The sequence below is a fragment of the Niallia sp. XMNu-256 genome (genome assembly GCF_036670015.1).
Taxonomy (GTDB): Bacteria; Bacillota; Bacilli; order Bacillales; family Cytobacillaceae; genus Bacillus_BD.
The window spans coordinates 1522156-1548086 of record NZ_CP137636.1; the positions used below are offsets into that span (position 1 = coordinate 1522156).

The 25931-nt window shown below is 37.0% G+C and carries 21 protein-coding genes; 19 read left to right on the forward strand and 2 right to left on the reverse strand.

Annotation, left to right across the window (positions count from 1 at the left end):
• The first annotated feature begins 187 nt into the window (after positions 1-187).
• From R4Z10_RS07840 to R4Z10_RS07875, 8 genes are all read left to right on the forward strand, one after another.
• A complete protein-coding gene (locus R4Z10_RS07840; protein ID WP_338472634.1) occupies positions 188-1435 on the forward strand; it encodes a peptidoglycan-binding protein in 1248 nt (415 codons plus the stop codon).
• Positions 1436-1820: 385 nt separating this feature from the next.
• Entirely contained in the window at positions 1821-2279 is a 459-nt protein-coding gene (locus tag R4Z10_RS07845) for an SMI1/KNR4 family protein (protein ID WP_338472635.1), read from the forward strand.
• A 144-nt stretch (positions 2280-2423) separates the two neighbouring features.
• Positions 2424-2846 (forward strand): DUF5063 domain-containing protein, encoded by a 423-nt coding sequence (locus tag R4Z10_RS07850; protein WP_338472636.1) that lies wholly within the window; start codon positions 2424-2426, stop codon positions 2844-2846.
• Between the two features lie 884 nt (positions 2847-3730).
• Entirely contained in the window at positions 3731-4288 is a 558-nt protein-coding gene (lepB, locus tag R4Z10_RS07855; protein WP_338472637.1) for a signal peptidase I, read from the forward strand.
• A 142-nt stretch (positions 4289-4430) separates the two neighbouring features.
• The gene (locus R4Z10_RS07860; protein ID WP_338472638.1) at positions 4431-4871 is read left to right on the forward strand and encodes an ASCH domain-containing protein; all 441 of its coding nucleotides are present in this window, start codon (positions 4431-4433) and stop codon (positions 4869-4871) included.
• 71 nt (positions 4872-4942) lie between these two features.
• Positions 4943-5491, forward strand: coding sequence for a GNAT family N-acetyltransferase (locus tag R4Z10_RS07865; protein WP_338472639.1), 549 nt, complete (start codon positions 4943-4945; stop codon positions 5489-5491).
• 345 nt (positions 5492-5836) lie between these two features.
• Positions 5837-6667 carry a glycerophosphodiester phosphodiesterase family protein gene (locus R4Z10_RS07870; protein WP_338472640.1) on the forward strand — a complete coding sequence of 277 codons (831 nt, stop codon included), beginning with the start codon at positions 5837-5839 and terminating at the stop codon, positions 6665-6667.
• An 896-nt stretch (positions 6668-7563) separates the two neighbouring features.
• Positions 7564-8730 (forward strand): acyl-CoA dehydrogenase family protein, encoded by a 1167-nt coding sequence (locus R4Z10_RS07875; protein WP_338472641.1) that lies wholly within the window; start codon positions 7564-7566, stop codon positions 8728-8730.
• A 327-nt stretch (positions 8731-9057) separates the two neighbouring features.
• Here the strand turns inward: R4Z10_RS07875 and R4Z10_RS07880 are convergent, their stop codons facing one another.
• Entirely contained in the window at positions 9058-10875 is a 1818-nt protein-coding gene (locus R4Z10_RS07880; protein WP_338472642.1) for a V4R domain-containing protein, read from the reverse strand.
• A gap of 174 nt (positions 10876-11049) precedes the next feature.
• Here R4Z10_RS07880 and R4Z10_RS07885 point away from each other — a divergent pair, with 174 nt between their 5' ends.
• From R4Z10_RS07885 to R4Z10_RS07900, 4 genes are all read left to right on the forward strand, one after another.
• Complete coding sequence (locus tag R4Z10_RS07885) at positions 11050-11922, forward strand: alpha/beta hydrolase (protein ID WP_338472643.1); 873 nt, start codon at positions 11050-11052, stop codon at positions 11920-11922.
• A gap of 215 nt (positions 11923-12137) precedes the next feature.
• The gene (bphC, locus tag R4Z10_RS07890) at positions 12138-13016 is read left to right on the forward strand and encodes a biphenyl-2,3-diol 1,2-dioxygenase (protein WP_338472644.1); all 879 of its coding nucleotides are present in this window, start codon (positions 12138-12140) and stop codon (positions 13014-13016) included.
• Positions 13017-13172: 156 nt separating this feature from the next.
• Positions 13173-13574 carry a helix-turn-helix domain-containing protein gene (locus R4Z10_RS07895; protein WP_338472645.1) on the forward strand — a complete coding sequence of 134 codons (402 nt, stop codon included), beginning with the start codon at positions 13173-13175 and terminating at the stop codon, positions 13572-13574.
• A 525-nt stretch (positions 13575-14099) separates the two neighbouring features.
• Positions 14100-16328, forward strand: a complete 2229-nt coding sequence (locus R4Z10_RS07900) for an alpha-galactosidase (protein ID WP_338472646.1) — start codon at positions 14100-14102, stop codon at positions 16326-16328.
• A gap of 213 nt (positions 16329-16541) precedes the next feature.
• Here the strand turns inward: R4Z10_RS07900 and R4Z10_RS07905 are convergent, their stop codons facing one another.
• Complete coding sequence (locus tag R4Z10_RS07905) at positions 16542-16724, reverse strand: BA3454 family stress response protein (RefSeq protein ID WP_338472647.1); 183 nt, start codon at positions 16722-16724, stop codon at positions 16542-16544.
• A gap of 1276 nt (positions 16725-18000) precedes the next feature.
• Between R4Z10_RS07905 and R4Z10_RS07910 the strand changes: the two genes are divergently transcribed.
• From R4Z10_RS07910 to R4Z10_RS07940, 7 genes are all read left to right on the forward strand, one after another.
• Positions 18001-18771, forward strand: a complete 771-nt coding sequence (locus R4Z10_RS07910; protein WP_338472648.1) for an electron transfer flavoprotein subunit beta/FixA family protein — start codon at positions 18001-18003, stop codon at positions 18769-18771.
• Between the two features lie 15 nt (positions 18772-18786).
• Entirely contained in the window at positions 18787-19761 is a 975-nt protein-coding gene (locus tag R4Z10_RS07915; RefSeq protein WP_338472649.1) for an electron transfer flavoprotein subunit alpha/FixB family protein, read from the forward strand.
• 173 nt (positions 19762-19934) lie between these two features.
• Positions 19935-21143, forward strand: a complete 1209-nt coding sequence (locus R4Z10_RS07920; RefSeq protein ID WP_338473191.1) for an acyl-CoA dehydrogenase family protein — start codon at positions 19935-19937, stop codon at positions 21141-21143.
• Between the two features lie 221 nt (positions 21144-21364).
• Positions 21365-21787 carry a hypothetical protein gene (locus R4Z10_RS07925; RefSeq protein WP_338472650.1) on the forward strand — a complete coding sequence of 141 codons (423 nt, stop codon included), beginning with the start codon at positions 21365-21367 and terminating at the stop codon, positions 21785-21787.
• On the forward strand, positions 21788-23092 hold the full coding sequence (locus R4Z10_RS07930) for a sigma 54-interacting transcriptional regulator (RefSeq protein WP_338472651.1): 1305 nt from the start codon (positions 21788-21790) through the stop codon (positions 23090-23092).
• A gap of 317 nt (positions 23093-23409) precedes the next feature.
• A complete protein-coding gene (menB, locus tag R4Z10_RS07935; RefSeq protein ID WP_338472652.1) occupies positions 23410-24210 on the forward strand; it encodes a 1,4-dihydroxy-2-naphthoyl-CoA synthase in 801 nt (266 codons plus the stop codon).
• An 18-nt stretch (positions 24211-24228) separates the two neighbouring features.
• Positions 24229-25872, forward strand: coding sequence for an AMP-binding protein (locus R4Z10_RS07940; RefSeq protein WP_338472653.1), 1644 nt, complete (start codon positions 24229-24231; stop codon positions 25870-25872).
• Positions 25873-25931: the final 59 nt, after the last annotated feature.

The window sequence follows — 25931 nt, forward strand, 5'->3', positions numbered from 1 at the left end:
TTACATGATAAGAGAAAGTTGTAACTTCAAGTATTTAGATGTTTGAAAACTTTGTTAATTTTGAAAGTTTAGGCAGGATTTAAGTACTATGGTATAGAAAGGTAATAGTAAATAGGTTATAAGTATTCAGAAAATTACGCAATCTATTAAGTGTCATAGATTGTATAAATAAAAGGAGGGAAAGACAATGAGAAAATGGGTTCTTCTTTTTGCCATGGCACTATTGACGTTTTTTTGTGTAGAGATATCTTCCGTTTCTGCAGCAGGAAGCCAATTTATTATCATTAATAAATCAAACAATCAGCTTGCTTATTATGAAAACAGTCAACTGAAAAAAGTATTTTCGGTAGGGACAGGGAAAAGTCAATCACTAACACCAGAAGGAACCTTTAAAATTGTGAACAAGATCAAGAATCGGCCTTATTATACAGATAATATTCCAGGTGGCGATCCACGCAACCCACTAGGTAATCGATGGCTTGGAATAAATGCCAAGGGAACATGGGGGACAACCTATGCGATTCACGGGAACAACAACCCTGATTCAATAGGTGGTTATGTAAGCGCCGGTTGTGTGAGAATGCATAACAGCGAGGTTGAATGGCTGTATAATCAAGTTCCTGTCAATACACCAGTTATTATCACGACTTCAGGGAATTCATTTGATTCAATCGCAGCTTCACACGGGTATAAAGTAGCATCTAGCCCCGTTTCTACTGTGGAAAATGGATCCATTCTTAAAAAAGGAAGTAGGGGTTCTGCTGTTAAGGAGCTTCAGCAAAAGCTTACTACTTTAGGTTTTAGCACAAAGGGAATTGACGGGTCATTTGGGCCAAATACAGAACAGGCAGTCCGCCAATTCCAAAAGGCCCGTGGTCTAACTGTAAGTGGTATTGTTGATAACGCAACGAGAAATGCACTTGGAAATACAACAACAACTAACCCACCTTCTCCTTCTACATCAGGATCTCTAAATAACAGTGGTGCTCTTAAAAAAGGAAGTACAGGTGCAGCCGTAGCAGAGCTTCAACGTCTCCTAACTGCGAAAGGATATAATACAAACGGAGTGGACGGATCATTTGGCCCAGCTACGGATCGGGCAGTCCGCCAATTCCAAAAGGCAAATGGTCTAGTTGTAGATGGTAGTGTTGGGAACGCAACGAAAAAAGCACTTGGAAACACAACAACAACTAAGCCACCATCTCCTTCTACATCAGGATCTCTAAATAACAGCGGTCCCCTTAAAAAAGGAAGTAAAGGTGCTGCTGTAACAGAGCTTCAACGTCTTCTAACTGCGAAAGGATATAATACAAACGGAGTGGACGGATCATTTGGCCCAGCTACGGATCGGGCAGTCCGCCAATTCCAAAAGGCAAATGGTCTAGTTGTAGATGGTAGTGTTGGCAACGCTACGAAAAAAGCACTTGGAGTTTAAATGAGACAATATTTCTTCATTTCCAATAGAGTTGATGCAGTTCATCTAAAGCTTGCTTATAAGCTTTAGATGGACGTTTTTATGATGAGGGTGTTAAGTTTATGATTAAAAATATGTGAAGTTGTACTTAAATCATGGGTGCAATCGCTAAAAAGAGCAACGCTGATACAATCTGCGATGCTTATTACATTTTTAATAATACTTTCTATCAAAACTCTTGTCGTAGTCTACCTCGTGAATGGAGGTTAAAGGTAAAATTAAAATATGTTAATAATCTAACGTGGCAGTTTAAAAAGAGTATAGTTAGTCCTAGTGGGATAAGGTATACACCTCCTATTTGTTCGAATTAATGTAAGTAAAAAATTGATTATAAGGAAGGGGAAAAATGAGAAGTATTGATGCTCTAAAAAAACGTTTGGTTCAGAATAAATTACTAGTTCAACTAGAGGATGGTCATTTAGAAGAAGTAACTTTTCATTTTAATCCTCCTGCTTCGGAAAATGAATTGAACAAGCTTCCATGGTATACCCCTAAAGATTTAGAAGAATTTATTAAACAACATAATGGTGCAACAATATTCAACAATACATTGTTCTCAGTAGACGAAATATTGAAATATATGATTATTTGGGATTGCCCAAAATTTTGTATACCAATAGGACTAGCTTGGGACGGACAATGGATTGCTTGTCAATACGAAGTAAAAACAGGAGAAAATAAAATGTGGTTAGGAGAATTTTTTAACTTTGAGGAAGAATTTGAGAAGTATCCTATCGATTTTTCCACTTGGTTAGATTACTTGATTGTAGCTCAAGGCAGTTCTTATTGGTTATGGTTGAGATAAAAGGCAAAAGCCAATTAAGAATCGATTAGTCTTTCAGACCAAAAACTTTATTTGATATTCAATTAACTGGCAGTTTGATTTAAGGGTGTTTCGTTTAAAGTATTAGAAATTAATAAAGAATTGCATAAATGGTGAGGAGATAAAATGAAAAATAAAGAGGTAGGTCATTTTTTTCTCGCGGCATTAAACTACTTCCAAATAGTTGAAGGTTTAAACTCCAACAAAGGGAAAAACGATTTAAATAATCTCCTAGTTTCGCTTTTAGATTTGTATTCAAAAGCCTTGTATCTACCTGATGTTGAACCAGAGAAGGATGTAGTTTCCGACATTAAACTATCTGTTCCTCAAATTCTTTTCGATGAATACGACCATTATTGGCAGGTCTTTAACCCATACCACTTAGATGACCCCGTGGGTGCAAGTTTATCTGATGATATTTTGGATATTTATAAAGATGTTAAAAAAGGCATACTTTTTTATACAAGAGAAATAAATCTTCGGAATTTTGAAATTGATTGGGGTAATCATGCTGTTAATGCAATTCGTGCTCTACACTCAGCAAAATGAATATAATTCCTTATAACCTAACGTGGCAGGGTGGTTCAATACAATAAAGGAAAGCCTGGTATGAACTCAAAATTAAGCTACTGTATGGAATCGGTGGAGGATACGAGGTAACGCTAAGAGTATTATCCTTATTATCGTGCTCATATGAGTTATGGAGACGAAATTGTTGTAGATACAAATGGTAAATTAATAAGCTATAAGCACATAAAAGCTTATCGTTGAAATTCAATTTATGGGTGCCATACTTCGAGAGGGAAGTATGGCTATTCTTATTGAAGTAGAGGGGCAGACTAGCGGAAGAAGGAAATAGAAAATAAAGGTAGAATTGATTTATTGGATTGAAAAGGTTATTACGAGTCAGAGTAGTTAAACAACGATTAATTAATTGGGAGTTAGAAGATGAAAAATAAAAAAAGAAAAAGAGACGGCTTTTTTAAAGATATCCTAGAAGAGTTCATATTTGAATTGGTTTGGAACATCTTAATGTTTATACCAAGAGTTATCATTCGCTTAATAAAGAACATTTGGTGAAGTAGTTAGTAAAAATAGGGCTAACGAGAGCAATTGCAAATAAGAGCTGTCATTTTATTACGAAAAGACAGCAATCCTTTAACAAATGAACTGCAAAATGGATAATTTTGTGAACAAGCCCACTTAATATAAAATTGACTTTCATTCACATTTCCTTCAGCCGGGATGGGATTCTCTTTTAACAACCGGGCAAAAATCGTTCTCTCTCCCGTTTGCCTCAATTATATCCCTTAAAGTAGATTCCTAAGTGCTATAATGATTTTAAGAATATGGAATCGAGACATTTTTGGTACTACTCCTTTCGGATGTAATAGGGGAGAAAATATTATTGAATGATGAGAGGATGAAAGCAAATGACAGAGGTAAAGGCAAAAGACAAAAATGAGATTTGGGAATGGATTAAGGCACTCTTGATTGCAATTTTCTTAGCTTTTATTATCCGTACCTTTTTAATTACTCCAATTGTAGTTGAAGGCTCTTCGATGGACCCTACTTTGCAAGACCAAGACCGAATGATTGTAACCAAAATAGGTGAACCGAAAAGATTTGATATAGTTGTATTTCACGCATCAGAGAGTAAAGATTACATAAAGCGTGTGATTGGATTACCGGGAGATCGCATTGAGTATAGAGATGATACATTGTATATAAATGGGACACCATATGATGAACCGTATTTGGACGAATTTAAACAAGAAATGTTGGATAGACCTCTAACAGGCTCGTTTACATTAAAAGAAACTCCTGTAAGCAGTGAAGTAGTTCCAGAAGGGCATTTGTTCGTTATGGGTGATAATAGGCGAAATAGTACGGACAGTCGTCATATCGGGGCGATTCCCATGGAAGAGGTAATCGGAACAACAAACATTGTTTATTTTCCTATTAACGAAATAAAGATAATCAGTAAGTAGAGTCATATTTAACATCAGTGGGAAAATTCTACTAACAGGTGCGTTAATCACAGGTGGATTAGCGCATTTTTTTATTGAAGTTGAATGTAATAACTTGCAGGTTCATGGTGAAAGAAATAATTTATATAAAGGAGGATTATATATGGATAAGGTACAACAATTTTGGAAAGATTTTTGTGTAGCCAATAATAAGAAAGGGATTAAGTATAGAGATGCTTTTCAATTTGGAGCTTCTGCTGAGTGGTTAGCTGAATTAGTTGTTGAAGGAAAGAAGACAGCGACAACTACAGGTTTTGTATTTTATGAGTTAGAAAAAGAAGCCATACCTCAAGTTGGTGAATACTATATAGTTTTAGACGGTCATGAAGAGCCAGTCTCAGTTATTCAAATTCAATCTGTTGAAGTTCTTCCGATGAATGAGGTAACAGAGGAATTCGCTTTAGCAGAAGGTGAAGGAGATTATCGGTTTTGGTGGAATGCACACGAAGAGTTCTTTACCGAATTATTAAAAGAATATGATAGAGAATTTTCACCAAATATGTTAGTTGTATGTGAACGGTTTAGAAAAGTATATCCAAAATAAAATAGTTAACTAACTTTAAAGTCTTTGGGTGGAGTAGTGTGTGCTAGATAGATATGACAGGGGAAAAATAGATGAAAACGTTAATAACTGAAAGGTTATTATTAAGAGAATGGAAAGAAACAGACAGCAAGGATTTATATGAATATGCTAAAAGTGAGTTAGTAGGTCCCAATGCTGGTTGGCCACCACATATAAATGAAGCAGAAAGTAAAGATATTATAAAAATGTTTATAAGAAATAATGATACATATGCTGTTGTTTTAAAGGCAGAAAATAAAGTTATTGGTAGTATAGGGCTTCACGATAGAAAGCCAGATGATAGTCTTGTCGAATTAAAGCAGAAGGAAGTAGGGTATGTTTTAAATCCTAAATACTGGGGAAGAGGAATTATTCCCGAAGCAGTAAATTGTTTAATTAATTATGGTTTTAATGAACTAAATTTAGATTTAATTTGGTGTGGTCATTTTAATTTTAATAATAACTCAAAAAGAGTAAACGAGAAATGTGGATTTAAATATCGATTTCAAAAAAATGAAAAATTAAAGCTGTTAAATAATAAGGAAGTTACTACTTTATATTATTGTATGTTTAAAAGTGATTATATTGAGCGTAACTATTAAGTTAATCATTAGGACACAATATTCTAATTATCTTTATTGCCGAAAACATTTAAATCCTGAATGAGTTAAAATAGGATTTTTTGCCCTCGTGTGAAACGGCACCATTCATCCTTCATCTGAAAAAATGAATGCCTTGTGGTTTTCCATGATTGATAGGTAAAAAGGAGTGGGATCATTATCCTTTTCTTTAAAATCAGTAGTAGATTGTAAAGAAACTTGAGGAGAAAGGTCGAATTTTGTTAACAGAAATCCTAATAAACCTTAAACAAAATCACATACTTGATCAACATCCCTATCCGAGAATAATAGTTGGATATACATATTATAGATAGGGAGATGAAGAGGATGAACAAAAAGTTAATAGTAGGGGCAGGATTAGCATTCTCGCTGTTATTCAACCCGTTCAGTCAGGCGTTTGCAGCAGAACCAACAGGGGGGGAAAGAAAACAGGTGGATAATGTAGCACACCGTGGTGCCACAGCTTATGCACCTGAAAATACGATTGCTGGGTTTGATCTAGCCGTGGATATGAAAGCCGATTATATTGAAATTGATGTGCAAAGAAGCAAAGATGGACAATTAGTATTGATCCATGATACAACGGTAGATCGAACAACAGATGGAACAGGAAAAGTAGGGGATTTGACGTTTGAACAGCTTAGAAGCCTTGATGCGGGTAGCTGGAAGGGAGAACAATTTGCAGGTGAACAAATTCCAACGTTCGAAGAGATTCTAGATCGTTACCATGGAAAAATCGGGATTTTAATAGAATTAAAGGCTCCAGAACTTTATCCTGGGATGGAAGAGCAAGTGGCAGAAGCATTAAAAGAACGAAATTTACATAAACCACAAAATGAAAAGATCATTATTCAGTCTTTTAACTTTGAATCGATGAAAAAAATGAATGAGCTTCTTCCTAAAACGCCAATTGGTGTGTTAACTTCAAATCGTGCACATACAACTCCAGAAGCTTTACAAGAATTCGCTACATATGCTGACTGGTTTAACCCAAGTTATAAAATTGTCACAAAAGAATTAGTGGATGATGTTCATTCTTTCGGTATGAAAATTGGCTCATGGACCGTACGTAGTCAAGCAGCAGCCGACTTCTTATTCGATATGGGAGTCGACGCCATTATTTCAGATTATCCGGATTATGTAGATCCGAGAAACTAATTACATTGCAACGCGGGGACGGTTCTCGCGTTGCATTTTTGTATTAAAAGTAGGGATCATGACAGACGGTCTCTGGATTTCGAGTTAGGTTGGGATTTGTAGAATCTTGAAAGTGATTTGTCAGCACAGCTTCTTTTTTTGTCTGTCACTACCAGAATGGACCCAAAGTTTATTGAAGTTTGTAGACCCCTTGAATGTGTAAGAAAGTTGCCATAGCAATGATTTGATTTGCCTTCACGAATAGACGTAGGACAGTGAACTGTACCCCTAATTGTTAGACATAACTAACAATTAGGGGTACAGTTTTTATCACTTGAAGTGCCAGGAAGGTTTAAATGATAAAGACCATAAAAACTGAACTCTTCACTGGGAGTTCTTATTCCCATAAATGGTGTGAAAATGAAACGCGAGAACCGTCCCCAATGTTCTCAGGAGGTGTATAAGCATGAGGGAGACATTAATTACAATAGTAACTATGGTAAATATTCGGAATATTAATACAAATATGTATTACATAAAATACTATATTTATTTATCATAGTTTGTAACCACCATATAAGAAGGAATATTAACTGGCAAAGGATACCACTAAAAAGGTGAAAAACGGTAAATTCATAGATTTGCTGTAAAGGTGGGGATAACCAAAAAAGGTAGCCATAACATTTAAGGGGCAAGGTTTTCTTAAACAAAGTCTGATTTTTTCGTAAAGTTTGTTGTTAAAATTTAAAGGCCAATTTTAACGTGGACATGCTTTTTGCCTGGCTTTGAATTTATTTTGCAGCTCTTGTCTCTGATAAACCTTGATATACAGTAAAAAACTAGGTTTTCATACTATAAGCAACAATGTCTGAGAAAAGAGCCTAGACAAAAAAATAATAATGGAGAGGGCGAACATAATGAAAGTAAAGTTACGAGATGAGCAAATCTATATGAAGCTGATGGAAAGTGCCAAAAGAATTGGTCAGTTGGCTGAAGAAGAAGCATTACAGGCGGACCAGGATAGGACCATTTCTCAAAATGTTGTAGATGTCATTATAGAAGAAGGAATCAATAAGTTAATCCTACCTAAAGAGTATGGCTATCCGCAAATTGATTTTAAAACCTTTGCAGATATGGTTAAAACTGTTGGTTACTATAACTTATCAGCTGCATGGCTAACTTATTTCTATTCGCTCCATAATTCATGGATATCATTTTTACCTAAACATCGAATGGACGAGATTGTTGCTGATGGTGGTTTAATAGCTGATATCTTTGCACCGGTTGGTAAAGTGGAACGATGTGAAGGTGGTTATTATTTATCAGGGAAATGGAATTATGTAAGCGGTGTCAATTATTCTGAATGGATTGGGTTGGCTGCTGTGTACCAATTTGAAGGGGAAGATCAGCCAGACCGTTTGGGATTATGCTGTAGGGTTTCAGATTTAACCGTTTTAAATGATTGGGACACATTAGGTCTTAGAGGCTCAGGCAGTAACTCCGTTATAGCAGACAACCTTTTTGTTCCTGAAGATATGACTTTTCGTTTTTCAGACATGATTGTAAATCGAAAACCGCGCAAATTAGAGATTGATGAAGATTACTTGTATTATAATGTTCCATTTTTTGCTGCCTTTTATATTGGCTTTCCAGCTATGGCTATGGGAGCTGCGGAAAGAGTACTAGATGAATATAAAGAACGAACAAGTAAAAGAACTCGGATATATGGTAACTTAGAGAGTGCGTCACCCGTTGGTCAGCGTATCATGGCTGAGTTATCTGTAAAGCACAAAGCCTCTATTGGATTAATGAAAGAATACATCAATATGTTAGAGAATGATAACGGAGAGTATAACGCTGGTGAATATAACGCCATTCGTGTAACCATTATCCAGAACTGTATCGATATTGCTGTAAAAGCCACATTGGCAATTGGGGCTACAGGAATAAAAAAAGGCATTCCGTTTGAAATAATTACCCGGGATTTAATTGCAATAGGAACACATATTACTTCATTATACGATGATGGCATTGAAGCGTATGGGAAATCTATATTTGGGTTTGACCATATGGCACTAGGTTGATTAGAAACAGAACAGACAATGATAGTTCTTGAAGAATTAAATAGACTAAATGAAATGATTAATCTACTAAGACAAGAATTGATTCAGATTGGTTGTTGAAAATGGCTTAAATGGTCATAAAACAATTGAATGCAGTCAAAAACTAGATCAACTAATTTGGGGATTATTTTTCAGATTAACTTGGGTGTTACCAACACGCATTCCTATTTCCGAGTGCCGGGTTAGCTAGGTTTAAATCCCGAGTGTCTTGCCAAATATAAAAATAATAGGAATCTCAACCGCACGGTGATTTTATTACTCGTGCGGTTTTTTTCGCTTTTTAAATGTTCAATCGAATTTTATCTCACCAACAAGAATAAGTGATTCAATCAATAACAATAAATAAGAGACTATTTTAAAGTCATTTAGATTTTTTTGGATAATGTTTTCGATTTTACGTATACGATATTGAACTCCCCCCATTGAAAGCGATAAATCTTGCCTTGTTTTTTCCAGTTTACCGCCATTACCTAGGAAGGTATATAAAGTGAAAAGAAGTTCTTTATTTTTTTCATTTGATTCTAACAGTTTTCCAAGTTCTTTTTTTGCCATCTGCTTTAAATTTTCTACATTTGATCCTTGAAGTAGTTCACCTAAAACTCCCAGTTCTTCAAATTGAATGATTGTTTGTTGACGAGGCAAATTTACTGCTTGTTCCGCCTGTTTTAAATAAATGTCAAATTCATTCAAATCATGATAGAGTTGACTAACACCTATTTTATAATCAATATCTCTATTTATTTTTCCCATATGAGACAATACATGCTTTATTTTATTTATTAGTGTACTAGATTTCTCGGAGGTAAATAATAAAATAATAATATTGTCTTTGTATTGGCTTAATAAACACTCTAAATGGTATGTTTTTAATAGTTTAGACCATTGCAGTAATTGGTCATATATATCTATATATGATTGGTTTACTTTATTTGGATTGCATTTTATGGAGAGCGTTACAAATTGTTCATGATGGTTTGATGTAACGTATTTTAATTGGGAGTTAATCTCCTTAATTGTACTGTATTGCTTGTTAATTAATTGATCTAATATTGAAAATTTCAAATGTTCAGTCGTTTCAAAACTGATTTTTTCATTTAGAAAGCATAAAGTTGCGATGGTTGACAACCTTTCTAAAAATAAATAATCATTCTCATCTGATTTTTGAGAATTCAAATAAATAAAGGAACAAAAGGCAAAAATTTTATTATCTAGGTAGATAGGAGTGGTTAACAAAGCAGTTTGTCCGATTTTCTTATATGTCGTTTTCCTGTTTGTATTCATTGTTTTTTTTCTATTTTTATTTCTCATAATGAGTTCTTGGTAAGTGTCAAGTTCCATTCCAGTTAGCATGATAATATTTTCAGATAAATCTTCGATTACGATAGGGATATTGACTATCTGAGAAGCAGTTTGTACGACATGCTCTATGTCATTTTTCTCAGCTACACAATCTGTCAACTGGCTATGATAATAGGCAATCTTATCCAATAGTACTTTTTGAGAAAGTAATTTATCGTAAGTTACTTCCAATTCATTTATAATGGTTTGATCATCGTAAATAGCTAGGTCGTCACTAGGCTGTTCCAGCCAAAATTCTTTTGTGTTTATTTTAAAAGAGCATTCATCATCTCCTTTTGCTCGACAGGAGACTTCTTTCACAAAGATATCTTTATTGAGAATGGTAGATAAATATCCACTAGCATATCCACTTAGTGTATGACATGAACATTCTTCTGCTATACCATGGTGTTCTAAATGTAAGTTTGCTTCAAAGGAATTAATCCAATTGCCATATACTTCATCTTCAAATAGGTAATTTCCATTTTCTATTACTAGAGGATGTCCGTTGTGTTCAACATCGGATACATGTCCAAGGCTTATATGAAGAAGGGGTGCAATATTCAACAAACTTTCCAGTGATGGATTATATTTCATTAATTCCATAGCTTTATTGCTTCCTAGTTCTTTACCAAAACGCAATAAAAACGCCTTTGCTTTTTTTGACCCCATATTTTCATAGATTCCTTTACGTAATAGACCAAAAGCTTGTGATGTAATAATTAAATCAGAAGGAGTAACTTTATATATATCTTTTAGTTTATTCATACTCTATCAGCCTCCTTTGAAAACGCTTCCTTACAATTAGCTATTTTAAAGGATATAAAGGCTAATTGCAATATAAAGTATTGTAAAATTCGGAAAATTCAATATATTATTACCTTAAAAATGTCTACGGTTTTCAATATTATAGAATTAGAAACAATAAAAGGAGGTTTTTACATGGCAAAATATTCAACAAAGAAAGTAAACACTGGGAAGTTTAATAGTTTTTATTGTGAGGGAGGGGAAACGAATAAGGATACAATCATCTTTTTACATGGATCAGGTCCAGGTGCCAATGCTGAGTCAAATTGGAGTAAAACACTTGATAAACTTAGTGACAGGTTTCATGTCATAGCCCCGGATATGATTGGCTTCGGAAATACAGATTTACCTGAAAATTGTGATATGACTTTTTGGCAATGGACAACCGCACGTGTTCAGCAAATCTTAGAAATTATGGACTATAATCATATCGAAAAAGCCCACTTAGTAGGGAATTCCATGGGTGGAGTTGTTTCATTAAATGCAGTAATGTACGATTCTAGCCGATTTGAAAAAATTGTTTTAATGGGAAGTGGCGGGTCAGTTCCAAAAGGAAATGCAGGGCCACCACCCGAAATTATTCGAATGAAAGATTTCTTTAAGGATCCGACAATTCAAGCGTTCCGTAATCTAGTTTCGTGGTTTTTATATGATGAATCCGTTCTTGGAGATGAGCTAGAAAATATTATCCAAACAAGGTATGAATTTATTATGAGGCCTGAAATACGTGAGCTATATCCAAAACTATTTAACTTTACACCATATGAAATCGCTATTCCTCCAAGTGCGCTAAGACGTATTCAGCAGCCAGTCTTATTAATTCATGGATATGAGGATCAATTTGTTCCAAAAGAAGGCAGTTTGGCTTTAATGGAGCACATTCCTAATGCTGAATTAGTTCTATTAAAGCAATGCGGACATTGGGCGCAAATAGAGAAAAATGAACGATTTATTGAATTAATAGATCAGTTTTTTTTAGTAAAAGAAGCTGTACAAACTAGCAATTAAATGATGAAAGATGTAAATAGATCTATTGGCTATTAGCACACACATCTTCGCTTTTTGAAGATCCACTTTTAGGACATGGACAATATTTATTTATCGTTTTTGAAAAAGGTTTCTTTGCTTGCGAAATTAGAAAAACATAAACAGAAGTTAATTATCCTTCATCGTCTTAAAAAAGAGAGGCTTTTAATGGGCTAACAAAAGAAAGGATGATGATCATGGCGATTAAAGAATTAGGTTATTTAGGTTTTTCAGTAAAAGACGTTCCTGCATGGAGTAATCTATTAACGAATGGATTGGGATTGCAAGAAGTCGAAAGCAACCGTGAAACCGCCCTATTTCGTTTAGACTCAAGAGCCTGGAGAATTGCAGTTGACTATGGGGAAGAGGATGATCTCTCCTATGCAGGCTTTGAAGTAGCGAATGCTCAGAGTTTTGAACAAATGACGGAGAAGTTGATTCATGCAGGAATTGAAGTAAAGTCAGGGGACATTGAACTAGCGAAACGACGTGGAGTGCTTGATATCATTTCGCTTACAGATCCATTTGGCTTACCGCTTGAAATTTACTACGGTGCAACCGAAGCTTTCAATAAACCATTTGTATCCCCAACAGGAGTTTCAGGTTTCCTTACTAACGAACAAGGATTAGGACATATCGTGCGCAATGTTCCTGATGTACAGAAGGCAATGACATTCTATACAGATCTACTAGGGTTTAAACTATCAGATATTATCGAAATGAGACTGGGACCTGAAATGGTGATCCCGCTTTATTTCTTTCACTGTAACGGTCGACATCATTCACTTGCTCTAGCAAGTTTGCCGATACCTAAGAAGATTCAGCATTTCATGTTCGAAGTGAAATCCCTTGACGATGTAGGACGTGCCTACGATCGACTTGCAGATGATATTACGCTTTCACTTGGAAAACATAGCAATGATCATATGATCTCTTTTTATGCAATGACACCATCTGGAATTGAAGTCGAATATGGTTGGGATGGCAGAACTGTTGATGCTAACTGGAGTGTAGTAAGACATGATACCACCAGCGCATGGGGCCATAAACCCGTTAAACAACCCTTAAACGCTTAACCTCAAAAAGTGATATATTCAAAAACATATTAACTTCCATCAGTTGGGTGAGGAAACCTCAACTGATGGAAGTTTTACTATTCAATGACTCTCTCTAATAATAGACCTATATCTTAGTTATTAAGATTAGCTCTACAAGGTAAGTGGAGTCAGTGAGTGTTTCATTTTAATTATAAGCAGGCATTGTTAACGGCAAAGTTAGCCTCGAAGGAAGATGGAAATTATTTGGGGGTCTACCGCAACTATGCGCCCATGCAAATGTTTCTTGCGTTGGCAGAAACGGATTCACCAGAGGCATATATTCATCCTGTTCTTGATCAGATACGTCAATATGACCATCTTCATAAAACGGAATACTACAAAACGTTACGACTATTTTGCCTGACGATGCAAAATAAAGACTCTACATCTATACAGCTAGCGATCCATCGTAACACTCTTCTTTATCGATTGAACCGAATGAGGGATTTATTTAATGTAACGTATGAAGACGAACAAACGGCCCTTCATTTACTAGTTAGTTTCCTTTTAATAGATATAATGGAGAGGTTTAGCTAGTTCCAGTCTATTTATATAGATGATCAATGGTCGATACGACGCGGAGACGGTTCTCGCGTTGCATTTTTGTATTTAAGATAGGGATCATGACAGACCGTCTCTGGATTACGAGTTAAGTTGGGATTTGTAGAATCTTAAAAGTGATTTGTCAGCGTAGTTTTTTTTTTTGTCTGGTCACTACCAGAATGGACCCAAAGTTTATTGAAGTTTGTAGACCCCTTGAATGTGTAAGAAAGTCGCCATAGAAATGGTTATAGTTTGTCCCCATACAGGGAGGGACATAGGACAGTGAACTGCACCCCCAATTGTTAGACACAACTAACAATTGGGGGTGCAGTTATTATGGCGTAGAAGTGCGGGGAAGGTTCTAATGATGAAGACCATAAAAGCTGTTCTCTTCACTAGGAGTTCTGGTTCCATAAATGGTGTGAAAATGAAACGCGAGAACCGTCCCCAATGTTTCATGTTCATTCATTAATCGAATAGTATATAAGGAAGATGATGTTTTTTTGGGGGGGATTAGTGGTGCCAATTGCTTGGAATGAGGAGAGCGGAACTCTCCATTTATACAATAATCGAATGAGTTATCTTATTCAATTGGTTCATGGCAAGTATCCTGCCCATTTATACTGGGGAAAACGGGTTCAGACACTGCAGCCTTCTTCCATCTTACAATTTAAAGGGAGAGCATTTTCACCATCAACTGAACCAGGGGATCCAGCATTTTCTTTAAACACACTGCCACAGGAATATCCAGCGTTTGGAAATGGGGATTTCCGGTCTCCTGCCTATCAACTTCGCTCTAAAGATGGGTCGACTGTTACGGAGTTTGTCTATGATTCCCATGAAATTATGAAGGGAAAGCCCCTTTTGAAGGGCCTGCCTGCTTCCTATGTTGAAGCTGATTCAGAAGCGGAAACACTAGTGATTACCATGGTCGATTCCATGCTGGGCATGGGGATGAATCTCTTTTATACGATTTACCATGATCTAGATGTTATTGCAAGATCCGTTTCCTTTGAAAACAGGGGCAGCCAAAATGTTGTGTTAGAAAAATGTATGAGCATGTCCGTTGATTTTCATCATTCTAATTGGGATTGGCTTCACCTTCATGGAACTTGGGCACGTGAGCGTCATATCGAACGGAAACCTTTACACCATGGGACTCAGTCGATCTCCTCCTCAAGGGGAGCAAGCAGCCATCAACAGAACCCTTTTCTAGCTCTCCTTTCTCAACATGCAAACGAAGAGGATGGGGAGGTTTACGGGTTTAGCTTGGTTTACAGCGGAAATTTCCAAGCAGATATAGAGGTAAATTCTTTTCAAACAACAAGAATCTCCATGGGAATCAATCCATTTAATTTTAGCTGGCTACTAAAGCCGGGAGAACAATTTCAGACACCAGAGACGTTAATGGTCTATTCTTCAGATGGACTTGGCGGAATGTCGAGAACCTACCATAAACTATTGAGGGAAAGGATCTGCCGAGGGGTTTATCGTGACAAAGCACGTCCCATTCTTATTAATAACTGGGAGGCAACCCGTTTTCATTTTAATGAAAAAAAATTAAAGGAAATCGCCGATGCTGGAAAAGATCTTGGGATTGAACTATTTGTACTGGATGACGGCTGGTTTGGGCATCGTGAAAATGATAAAAGTTCTCTTGGTGATTGGTTTGTTAATAAGAAAAAACTCCCAAACGGTCTTGATGGATTGGCAGATTATGTAAGAAAAAAAGGCATGCAGTTTGGATTATGGGTTGAGCCGGAAATGGTTTCGCCTGACAGTGATTTATATAGGAAGCATCCAGATTGGTGTATCCATGTACCTGGTCGGAGCCGAACGCTATCAAGAAATCAGTTAATTCTTGATCTAAGCAGGGAAGAGGTATGTGATTATATCATTGGAATCCTCACTGAGCTTTTTAAAAGTACTACGATCTCCTATGTGAAGTGGGATATGAACCGAAATATGACCGAAGTGGGATCTGCCGCACTTCCCCCTGAAAGGCAAAAGGAAACCGCACACCGCTATATGCTTGGTTTGTATCGAATTTTAGAAACGTTGACAGGAAGATTTCCACAAATTTTATTTGAAAGCTGTTCAGGAGGAGGAGGGCGCTTTGACCCTGGCATGCTTTATTACATGCCGCAAACTTGGACGAGTGATAATACAGATGCGGTCGAAAGGTTGAAAATCCAATATGGAACGAGCATCGTTTATCCTGCGATAACGATGGGGGCTCATGTTTCTGATGTTCCAAATCATCAGGTGGGAAGAACAACACCTCTTTTGATGAGATGTCATGTTGCAATGGCCGCAAATTTGGGATTTGAATTGAATATAGATAAACTAAGTACCGATGATAAAAAAGTGGTAAAGGAGCAAATTCATCTCTATCATCGGATAAAGGAACTGGTTTTCTTTGGGAACCTTTATAGGCTGTTAAGTCCTTTTGATGGAATGGATGCGGCTTGGATGTATGTGGCACAGAATCAGGAAAGAGCGGTTGTTTTTTATTTTAAAACCTTAGCCACTCCCAACCCGCCATTTCTCCGTCTTAAACTACAAGGACTAAATCCTTTGGAGAGGTACAGAATTAACGATGGCAAGTTAGAATACTTCGGTGACGAACTCATGAAAATGGGGTTAAATCTTCCACTGATCAAAAAGGATTTTTTTTCTTTTATTTTTTTGATTGAAGCTAAATCCCGTGCCTGTCACCACCCGAAAGAAGGAGTGCCGGGGAGATAAAAATAAAAAAGACCATAAAAATTGGTCTCTTCACTAGTTGTTTTCATATTTAGAGTTTTGATTTCAATAAATAATGTGAAAATGAAACGCGAACCGTCCCCAATGTTTCCTTAACGAATGGTGCATGACCGAATTTCAGTCATGCTCATTTGCCATTTAAAGGGAAAGGTTTTTAGTAAAAATAGTGATGCTGAAAATGAACAAAGAGGGCACTTATCCAGCGTAAGATTGAGAGTGCAGATGAGCATTCATCGGATTTTTTAAATGAATCCATTGTTTCATTACTTGTTCTTTTGCGATTTTATATACTTCCTCTTCTGATTGATTTTTGTTAGCTATGACATTGGTTTGATAAATTTTATCTTGTAACGATACGTAAATTGTATATTGAACCATATTGATTCCTCTCCTTTTTTTAAGATGTTTTATTAATTTAATGATATAGGACGCATTTTGTGTGCTGATGGATTTTATGTAAAGGTTTAATAAAGTTCCTCTCCTTCTGTAAAGGAACTTTTCCCTATGCCTCTACTTTTTGAAATTCGCTGCCTTTCACCACCCGAAGTGATCCAAAGTTTGTTGAAATATGTAGATCTCTGGAACCTGTGAGAAAGTTGCTTTATGATACAAGTTCTAATTCCCGTAAATGATTTGAAGATGAAACGAGAGAACCGTCTCCCAATGTATCTACCCATTGTTTCTAGTTCTTAAACTACTGAATTTCTAAATAAGCATTTTAGAAAGTTTGTACTTCCTCAGGCACAATTTAGTATAGACACCGTTTTTTTCTTGCCGCTATCCGTTTATTTTAATTTTGTTCTAGATTGTGACTGCTTTGGGAATAGTTTTCTTGAAGGTGTTAGGTTTATCTTTTTTCTCTCCTATTTCCGCACTAGCCACCGTTTCAGGAGGAAATAATCCAATAGCACCTGTGACACCGAAAACAGCATCAGCACCTCCGATTTCTGCGAGACATACCAGTTGTCTCCTAAAACATAAACAAACCCCCTCTTATAAGGCTACTTTTTTAACTTTGACGCCATAGTACCTTTTCTTCTCCTTTTATTAGGTTTTTGGATTTTTATGTTAAATAGTATTCAAAAGGATCATGAAAAATAATAAAGACGTCATTAGTAGTTCAAGACAATCAAATGGATATAATTTTAATATTCATTAAATTAAAAATATAATAATAATAGTTTAAGTGATTAATCTATTTTTTTTCAATATTTAATCAACTAAAAACAGAGAAAGGCATTAATTATGCCAAGTAAAACTTTTTGTACAAAATCATTTCAAGGAAATAAAGTAATTATAAAGAGGTACAGGTTTGTCCATTCTTCTTCAGGCACAACACAATGTAGTAATAGACATCTTTTTCTCACTAAGATGTTCCTCTAACCCCGCAACAACAAAAAAGCTACGTTCTTCCTGCGCTTCCCTTGTTTCTACGAAAAATTAGTTGTAATTTTGCAAATTGGCTTCACAATTATGCGAATATTATTACTTTTGCAACATTAAGCGATCATTCGATCCCTTAATTACAAAGAATTAATGTTGGCATGATTCTTGCAAATATATTAAGTGAGAGGGAGAGTGATTCGTTTACTATACTCCCTTAGTCAATTTTAATTTAAATAGACAGTATAAAAAGAAAAAAGGAGAGACGAAAATGAACATCTACGTAATTATGAAACGTACATTTGATACGGAAGAAAAGATTGTGATTGAAAATGGAAACATCAAAAGCGATGGTGCGGAGTTTATTATTAATCCTTATGACGAGTACGCCATCGAGGAAGCGATATCTTTAAAGGAGAAGCACGGCGGCGAAGTAACAATCGTAACCTTTGGAGACGAAGAAGCGGAAAAAGAGCTTCGTACCGCTCTTGCCATGGGGGCTGATCAAGCGGCATTGATTGATGCTGAGGATCTTGAAGAAGCCGATCAATATACAACCGCTACGATTCTAGCAACCTATTTAAAAGATAAAAATCCAGATATTATTCTAGCAGGTAACGTAGCGGTTGACGGGGGTTCAGGTCAAGTAGGACCACGTGTAGCTGAGATTTTAGGGATTCCTCAAGTGACCGCAATTACGAGCCTAACGATTGAAGATGGAAAAGCGTCGATGGTTCATGATGTGGAAGGAGACGAAGAAACGATTGAAGTGCCCCTTCCAGTTCTAGTAACGACTCAACAAGGGTTGAATGAACCGCGTTATCCATCGTTGCCAGGGATCATGAAAGCGAAGAAAAAACCACTAACAACCCTTGAATTAGACGACTTAGATTTAGAAGAAGAGGATGTAGAAGCCAAAACCGAAAAGGTTGCCATCTTCCTGCCAGCTAAGAAACAACAAGGAAAAGTACTGCAGGGGGAAGTAAACCAACAAGTCCAAGAGCTTGTGTCTTTATTAAAATCAGAAGCAAAAGTCATTTAAGGGAGGAGACTTAATATGGGGAAAAAAGTATTGGTTTTAGGTGATATTCGAGATGGAGCTGTAAGAAATGTCTCATTTGAAGCGATTGCCGCTGCGAAATTAATTGCAGATGGTGAAGAGGTGGTGGCAGCTTTATTTGGAGAATCAATCGGTGAAGAAACCGCAAGCCTTTTCCACTATGGTGCAGATCGTGTGGTGAAGGTAGAACATCCAGATTTGAAAGGGTATACGACGGATGCTTACCAACAAGCGTTACTCCAAGTCATTGAAACTGAAAAGCCAGAGGGGTTAATTATGGGACATACCGCTCAAGGGAAAGATTTATCTCCAAGAATTGCGACAAAATTAAATGCCGGACTCGTTTCCGATGCTGTCGATATAGAAATTGAAGCTGGAGAAGCGAATTTCACCCGGCCGATTTATTCAGGAAAGGCGTTTGAAAAAGTTAAAATCAAGGATGGCCTGATTATGGTTACCATCCGTCCTAACAACATTCCAGCACTTGAAAAAGATGAAACACGTTCAGGTGAGGTAAGCAAGATCGCAGTGGAGATTAGAGATCTTCGTACAACGATTAAAGATATTGTCAAAAAAGCAACAGGTGGGATTGATTTATCTGAAGCGAAAATTATAGTTTCAGGTGGCCGCGGGATGAAGGATGCGGAGAATTTTCAACTATTAGAAGATCTAGCCAATGTGTTAGGAGCGGCAGTGGGTGCGTCACGTGGGGCTTGTGATGCCGGATATTGCGACTATTCATTACAAATTGGCCAAACTGGAAAAGTTGTGACTCCAGACTTATATATTGCCGTTGGGATTTCTGGGGCAATTCAACATCTAGCAGGGATGTCGAATTCAAAAGTGATTGTGGCAATTAATAAGGATCCGGAAGCACCGATCTTTGATGTCGCTGATTATGGAATTGTGGGCGATTTATTTGAAGTAGTTCCTTTGTTGATTGAAGAAATGAAAGCTGTAGCAGTTGGTTGAGTTAGGTAGTTGAATCAATAGATTTTAAAAGTATCAGTTGATGAGGTTTAGCTATCAGCGGATACCTCGGATATTTTAAAGGTATTTATCGAGCAAGTGCAGGGATTATACCCAGGTGCAAATTTGACAGGCGAATTTGATGATCAATAAAAAAATTGGAGGAATTTTTGATGATGAATTTTGAATTAACTGAAGAACAACAAAGTGTACAAAAAATGGTGAGAAAGTTCGTGGATAAGGAAATTATCCCGTACATTCAGGAATGGGATCGCAAAGGGGAATTTCAACCTTCTATTTTGAAAAGATTAGCAGACTTACAGTTAATGGGGGTTTGTATCCCAGAGGAATATGGCGGTGCAGGCATGGATTATAATACACTTGCGATTGTTTGTGCCGAATTAGAGCGAGGGGATACAGCGTATCGTACTGCCGTTTCGGTTCATACAGGTTTAAACAGTATGACGTTACTACAATGGGGGAATGAAGAACAAAAACAAAAGTACTTGGTACCTCAAGCAAAAGGTGAAAAGATTGGTGCGTTTGGTCTAACTGAACCAGATGCCGGAAGTGATGTAGCTGCCATGAAATCAACAGCACGAAGGGACGGAGACTCATATATTCTTAATGGTTCGAAAACGTGGATTTCCTTATGTGACTATGCTGATCATTTTATCATTTTTGCTAAAACGGATTTTGATGCTGCACATAGAGGAATTACCGCTTTTATCGTAGAACGCGACTTTCCAGGCGTATCAACAAGAGGCTTCACAGGCAAATTAGGAATACGTGCAGGTAATACAGGCGAAGTCTTTTTAAGTGATGTAAGAGTACCTGTAGAAAATCGACTTGGTGAAGAAGGCGAAGGGTTTAAAATTGCCATGGCTGCTCTGGATAATGGTCGTTTTACGGTTGCAGCAGGGGCTGTAGGGTTAATCGAAGCGAGCCTTGAGGCGAGTGTAAAATATTGTCATGAAAGAAAAACATTTGGAAAAGAAATTGGAAAACACCAGCTTGTTCAACAAATGATTGCGAAAATGAGTGCTGATCTTGAAATTTCTAGCTTGCTTGTTTATAAGGCAGGTTGGTTGAAAAATCAAGGAAAACGTAACACAAGAGAAACGTCATTAGCAAAATGGATTACATGTAATGCTGCGTTTGAAGCTGCGAATGATGCTGTTCAAATCCATGGTGCTTATGGTTACTCTGATGAATATCCAGTTGAACGTTTCCTTCGAAATTCTAAAGCGCCGGTGATTTATGAGGGAACAAGAGAAGTTCATACGGTGATGCAAGGAGAATATGCACTTGGTTACCGTGAAGATAAACCGCTTAGAAAAATGTTGCCTGCATGGCCATTTGAAGAAGTTTCTTTACAAAAGTAGTTTACGAAGACAAACACATATGAAAAAAGACCATATCCGTGTGATATGGTCTTTTTTTGCCGCTTTTTAGCAGGGGCTTACATATTTTTTGTTTAAAACAATGAAAAAAATCATTTGCTGTTGAAATTGTGAACATTTTCTTTTATTTATTTGATTATTTGTTATATACTAATAATTAAGAAAATTTAGTAAAAAGGATTTGTTTATTAAGGGGGATCCATATGAGCTTACCTAGTTATGAATTATTTATTGGGCAAAGTGCTCGATTGCAGCGGATCTTTACAGAAGTTGACATAAAACACTGTAAGGAATTAACAAAAGACTATAATCCGCTCTATCAGCAAAACGATATTGCTCTAAAGAATGAGGATAATAGGCCCATCGTTCCTGCGCTATTAGTAGAGGGGTTGGTCTCTCAAGTGATCACTGATAAACTTCCGGGAATTGCTTGTGTCTTATTACAAAAAGAATTGATCTATTATCATCCTGTCTATATTGGGGATGAGATAACCGCAGAATTAACAATTATTGATATTGATCATGATAGAGAATGGGTGACGCAAAAGGTGAAATGTATAAATCAAAACGGAACCGAGGTTATTAAGGGACAAGTTGTCATTTATGTTACCGGGAAGGTGATTTAAATGGAGAAATTGATTCATGTAATTGACGATTGGGGATTTTTTGAAACAGATGCCAATGGAAGGTTGATTGACGTTAGCCCAGACTTTTGCGAGAATTTTTCAATCGATAAACACGATCTTTTAGGTCGTTCTTTTTATGATGTAGTACATGGGCTGTATGGACGAAGGCGTAAGAAAGTTTTTTTTGGTGTGATCTCCGGAATCAATTGTATCATCCGAGTGACACAAAAAGGGGATCGAGAAGTATATCGAGTCATTGTTCGTGATGGCGATATCGAACATTATGAAATGGTATCTTTCATGAATACCATTGATTTACAAAAAATGAACAAAAAAAAGCCGCACCAAAATAAATATGAAATCGATGAAATCATTGGGAATAGTGAGGCCATGAAAAATGCAAAAGAATTAGCAACCCGAATCGCAACAAGTAGTTCAACTGTACTTTTGACAGGTGAAAGTGGAACAGGTAAGGAATTATTTGCTCAGGCGATTCATGGAATGAGTAAAAGGAAAAATAATCCCTTTGTCGCAGTAAACTGTGCCGCTATTCCTGGGGAATTATTTGAATCTGAGCTATTCGGCTATGAACCAGGAGCATTTAGTGGAGCCAGAAAGGACGGAAAACCTGGGAAAATTGAATTAGCCATGAATGGAACCCTTTTCTTAGATGAGATTTCAGAACTTCCATATGATGCACAAGGAAAGCTACTTCGTGTCTTGCAGGAAAAAGAGGTTGAGCGCGTCGGAGGAACAGCTAGTAAACACATTGATGTTCGTATTATCGCTGCGACAAATCGTGATTTGGGCAAACTCGTTGAAGAAGGGAAATTTAGACAGGATTTATATTATCGCCTCTATGTTTTTGATTTAACCATCCCTTCTCTTCGTGAAAGACATGACGACATTTTGCCATTAGCTTATTATTTTATCGATTATTTTAATGATCGGTTTGATCTTGAAGTGAAGTATATTGACAGAAAGCTTCAAAAGTGGATGTTGAACTATGATTGGCCTGGAAACGTCCGTGAATTAAGAGCTGTTATTGAACGGGGAATGAATATTGTCGAAGACGATACACTTTCGATGAGTGATCTTTATCTTACATCTCAGGCGCCGAATACCCCAACACACAAGAGAACCGTGTCTCTGCAAAGTTTAGAGGAAGAAGTAAGAGCGGCAGAGATCAGTGCCATTCAACGAGCTCTACAAGAGGCTAATGGGGACCGATCTTTAGCTGCTCAAAAATTAAAAATTCATATTGCAAGCTTGTATCGTAAAATAGCCAAGTACAACTTGAAATAATGGTAGCACACTACTTAGTAGTGTGTTTTTTTTGTCAATTTTTAAATCTATACGAAGGTCTCTTCGTTATGTAACCATCAGCGATAGTTATTTGCATTAAGGATTCTTAATTTTGCAAAAATTCTTAAATTTGCGAGATACATAAGAAAATAGTGCTTATATTACGAGGGATTTAGGTTGGCACAGAACTTGCAATATTAGAGAAGTGAAAGGGGGAAGGATAACCAAGCTGTGAGAAATGTACAAGGTAGCCTGATTGTATTAAAAATAACGGAAATCTTACAAGAAAAACAACAATGAAAATGGAGGAATGAAAAATGGAATTAACGGAAGTGTTGTATGAAAAAACAAATGGAATGGCAAAGATCACGATTAACCGTCCGCAGGCCTATAATGCTTTTACAGGACGTACGATTAGAGAATTAATTTGGGCCTTCCGCGATGCCTGGGATGATAACCGAATTGGTGTAGTCATTTTAACAGGTGCTGGAGAGAAGGCATTTTGTACAGGTGGCGATCAAAAGGAAAAAGGGGATGAGGGTGGCTACGATTATAACGGAGGATTAGGAGGCGGCATTGGACTTGAACTTGAAACCTTACACCAAACAATCCGAAACATTCCAAAGCCTGTCATTGCAGCGGTAAATGGTTATGCCATAGGAGGCGGACATGTTTTACATGTTATTTGTGATTTGACGATTGCTTCTGAAACAGCCAAATTTGGACAAGCGGGTCCAAAAGTTGGAAGCTATGATGCTGGATTTGGATCAACTTATTTAGCAAGAGTAGTTGGGGAAAAGAAAGCGAGAGAAATTTGGTATTTATGTGAACAGTATACGGCACAGGAAGCAAAAGAAATGGGACTTGTAAACAAAGTAGTTCCAGCAGAAGAGCTTCAAGGAGCAGCGGAAGAATGGGCTGAGAAGATTTTAGCAAAAAGTCCGACAGCGATTAAAATGCTTAAATATTCATTTAATGCTGATAGTGCCCACATGCAAGGGATTTCCCAACTTGCAATGGGCAGCCTAGCGATGTTCTACAACACAGACGAGTCTGCTGAAGGAATGAATGCGTTTATTGAAAAAAGATCTGCAGATTTTAGCAAGTTTAGAAAATAACTAGGAGATGAGAGGCCTGTGAAATTTGAAACGATTTTAAGTTCTGAATATTTAGATAAATATCAGTCTGTTTGGCCAAATAAAACCATCCTTGATTATTTAAATGATGCAATTGAAAAGAATCCAGATAAAGTTGCCATTATCGATAGAAAGAGTCGGTATACGTATCGTGAACTTGGAAAGATGGTCGATCGTGTTGCGTTAGGGATGCTGGAATTAGGCTTAGGTAGAGGGGATGTTATTTCGATTCAGCTACCAAACTGGAATGAATTTATTATTCTCCATTATGCGGCCACAAGAATAGGTGCCGTTACGAATCCATTGATTCCGATTTATCGTGATCGTGAAATTGGTTATATGGTCGGAATGGCTGAGTCGAAAATGATCGTCATTCCAGATGAATTTCGCGGCTATGATTATCCAGCCATGATTGATCGATTGTCACATCAATGGCCAGCGCTTCAACATGTATTTGTGATAGGCGACCATGTGCCAACCCATATGAAGCCACTGGCATCATTGTTCGATATCCCATGGGAAGAAATTCGCGATCCTGCTGAGTTAAATGAAATTAACCATGATCCAAACGATGTAACTGAACTTATTTTCACCTCTGGAACAACAGGAAATCCAAAGGGAGTCATGCATACGCATAATACCATTTGCGTCTCAACCAATTATTGGATTGAGCATTTGCAATTAACCTCTGATGATGTGATGTTCATGGCTTCGACCTTTGCTCACCAAACTGGTTTTGGTTATGGGGTAAGGCTCCCAACTACGATAGGCGGAACTGGGGTTTATCAAGATATTTGGAATCCATTAGAGTTCATTGAATTAATTGAGGAGGAAGGGATTACGTTTACAGCTGGAGCGACACCATTCTTGCAAGATACGATTCAAATAGAAGGTCTTAATAGACGTAATATTGATTCACTACGGGTTTTCGCAGCTATGGGTGCACCGATTCCAATGGCATTGGTAAAAGAGGCTTCCAAAAAAGTGAATTTTGCCATTCTTTCCGGTTGGGGTTCAACAGAATGTGGTCTCGTTACGTTGACAAAGCTTGACGATACGGAAGAGAAGCTGACAGGTACTGACGGTGTAGCGCTTGATAGTATGGAAGTAAAGGTAATTGATGCGGACGGAAACCTTTGTCCACCAAACAAAGAAGGCGATCTCCTCAGTAGAGGACCGGCCATATTTGTAGGCTATTTGAAAAATCTTGAAGGTACTTTGGCTGATTTTCACGATGGCTGGTTTTTCACGGGAGATCGTGCGTACATGGATGAAGACGGTTACATCCGAATTACAGGAAGAAATAAAGATATTATCATTCGCGGTGGTGAAAATATCCCTGTTGCTTATATTGAAAATATCTTGTATGAACACGAGAACATCTTGGATGCGCAGCTTATCGCACTGCCTGATCCAAGACTACAAGAGAGGGCTTGCGCTGTTATTAGTATGAAACCTGGAAAAGCGCCTCTTAGCTTTATAGAGATGCAAGATTTCCTTAAACAAAAAGGAGTCGCTAAACAATATTGGCCAGAGTATCTAGAAGTGGTTAAGGAATTCCCTAGAACGGCCAGTGGAAAAATTCAAAAGTTCCTCTTGAGAGAAAAGGTTCTCCTTAGATTAAGTGAAGGGAAATTAAATTAATAGATTAATAGAAACAGTTGGAATTTTAATCATTTTACTAAAAAATGGAGGGAAATAAA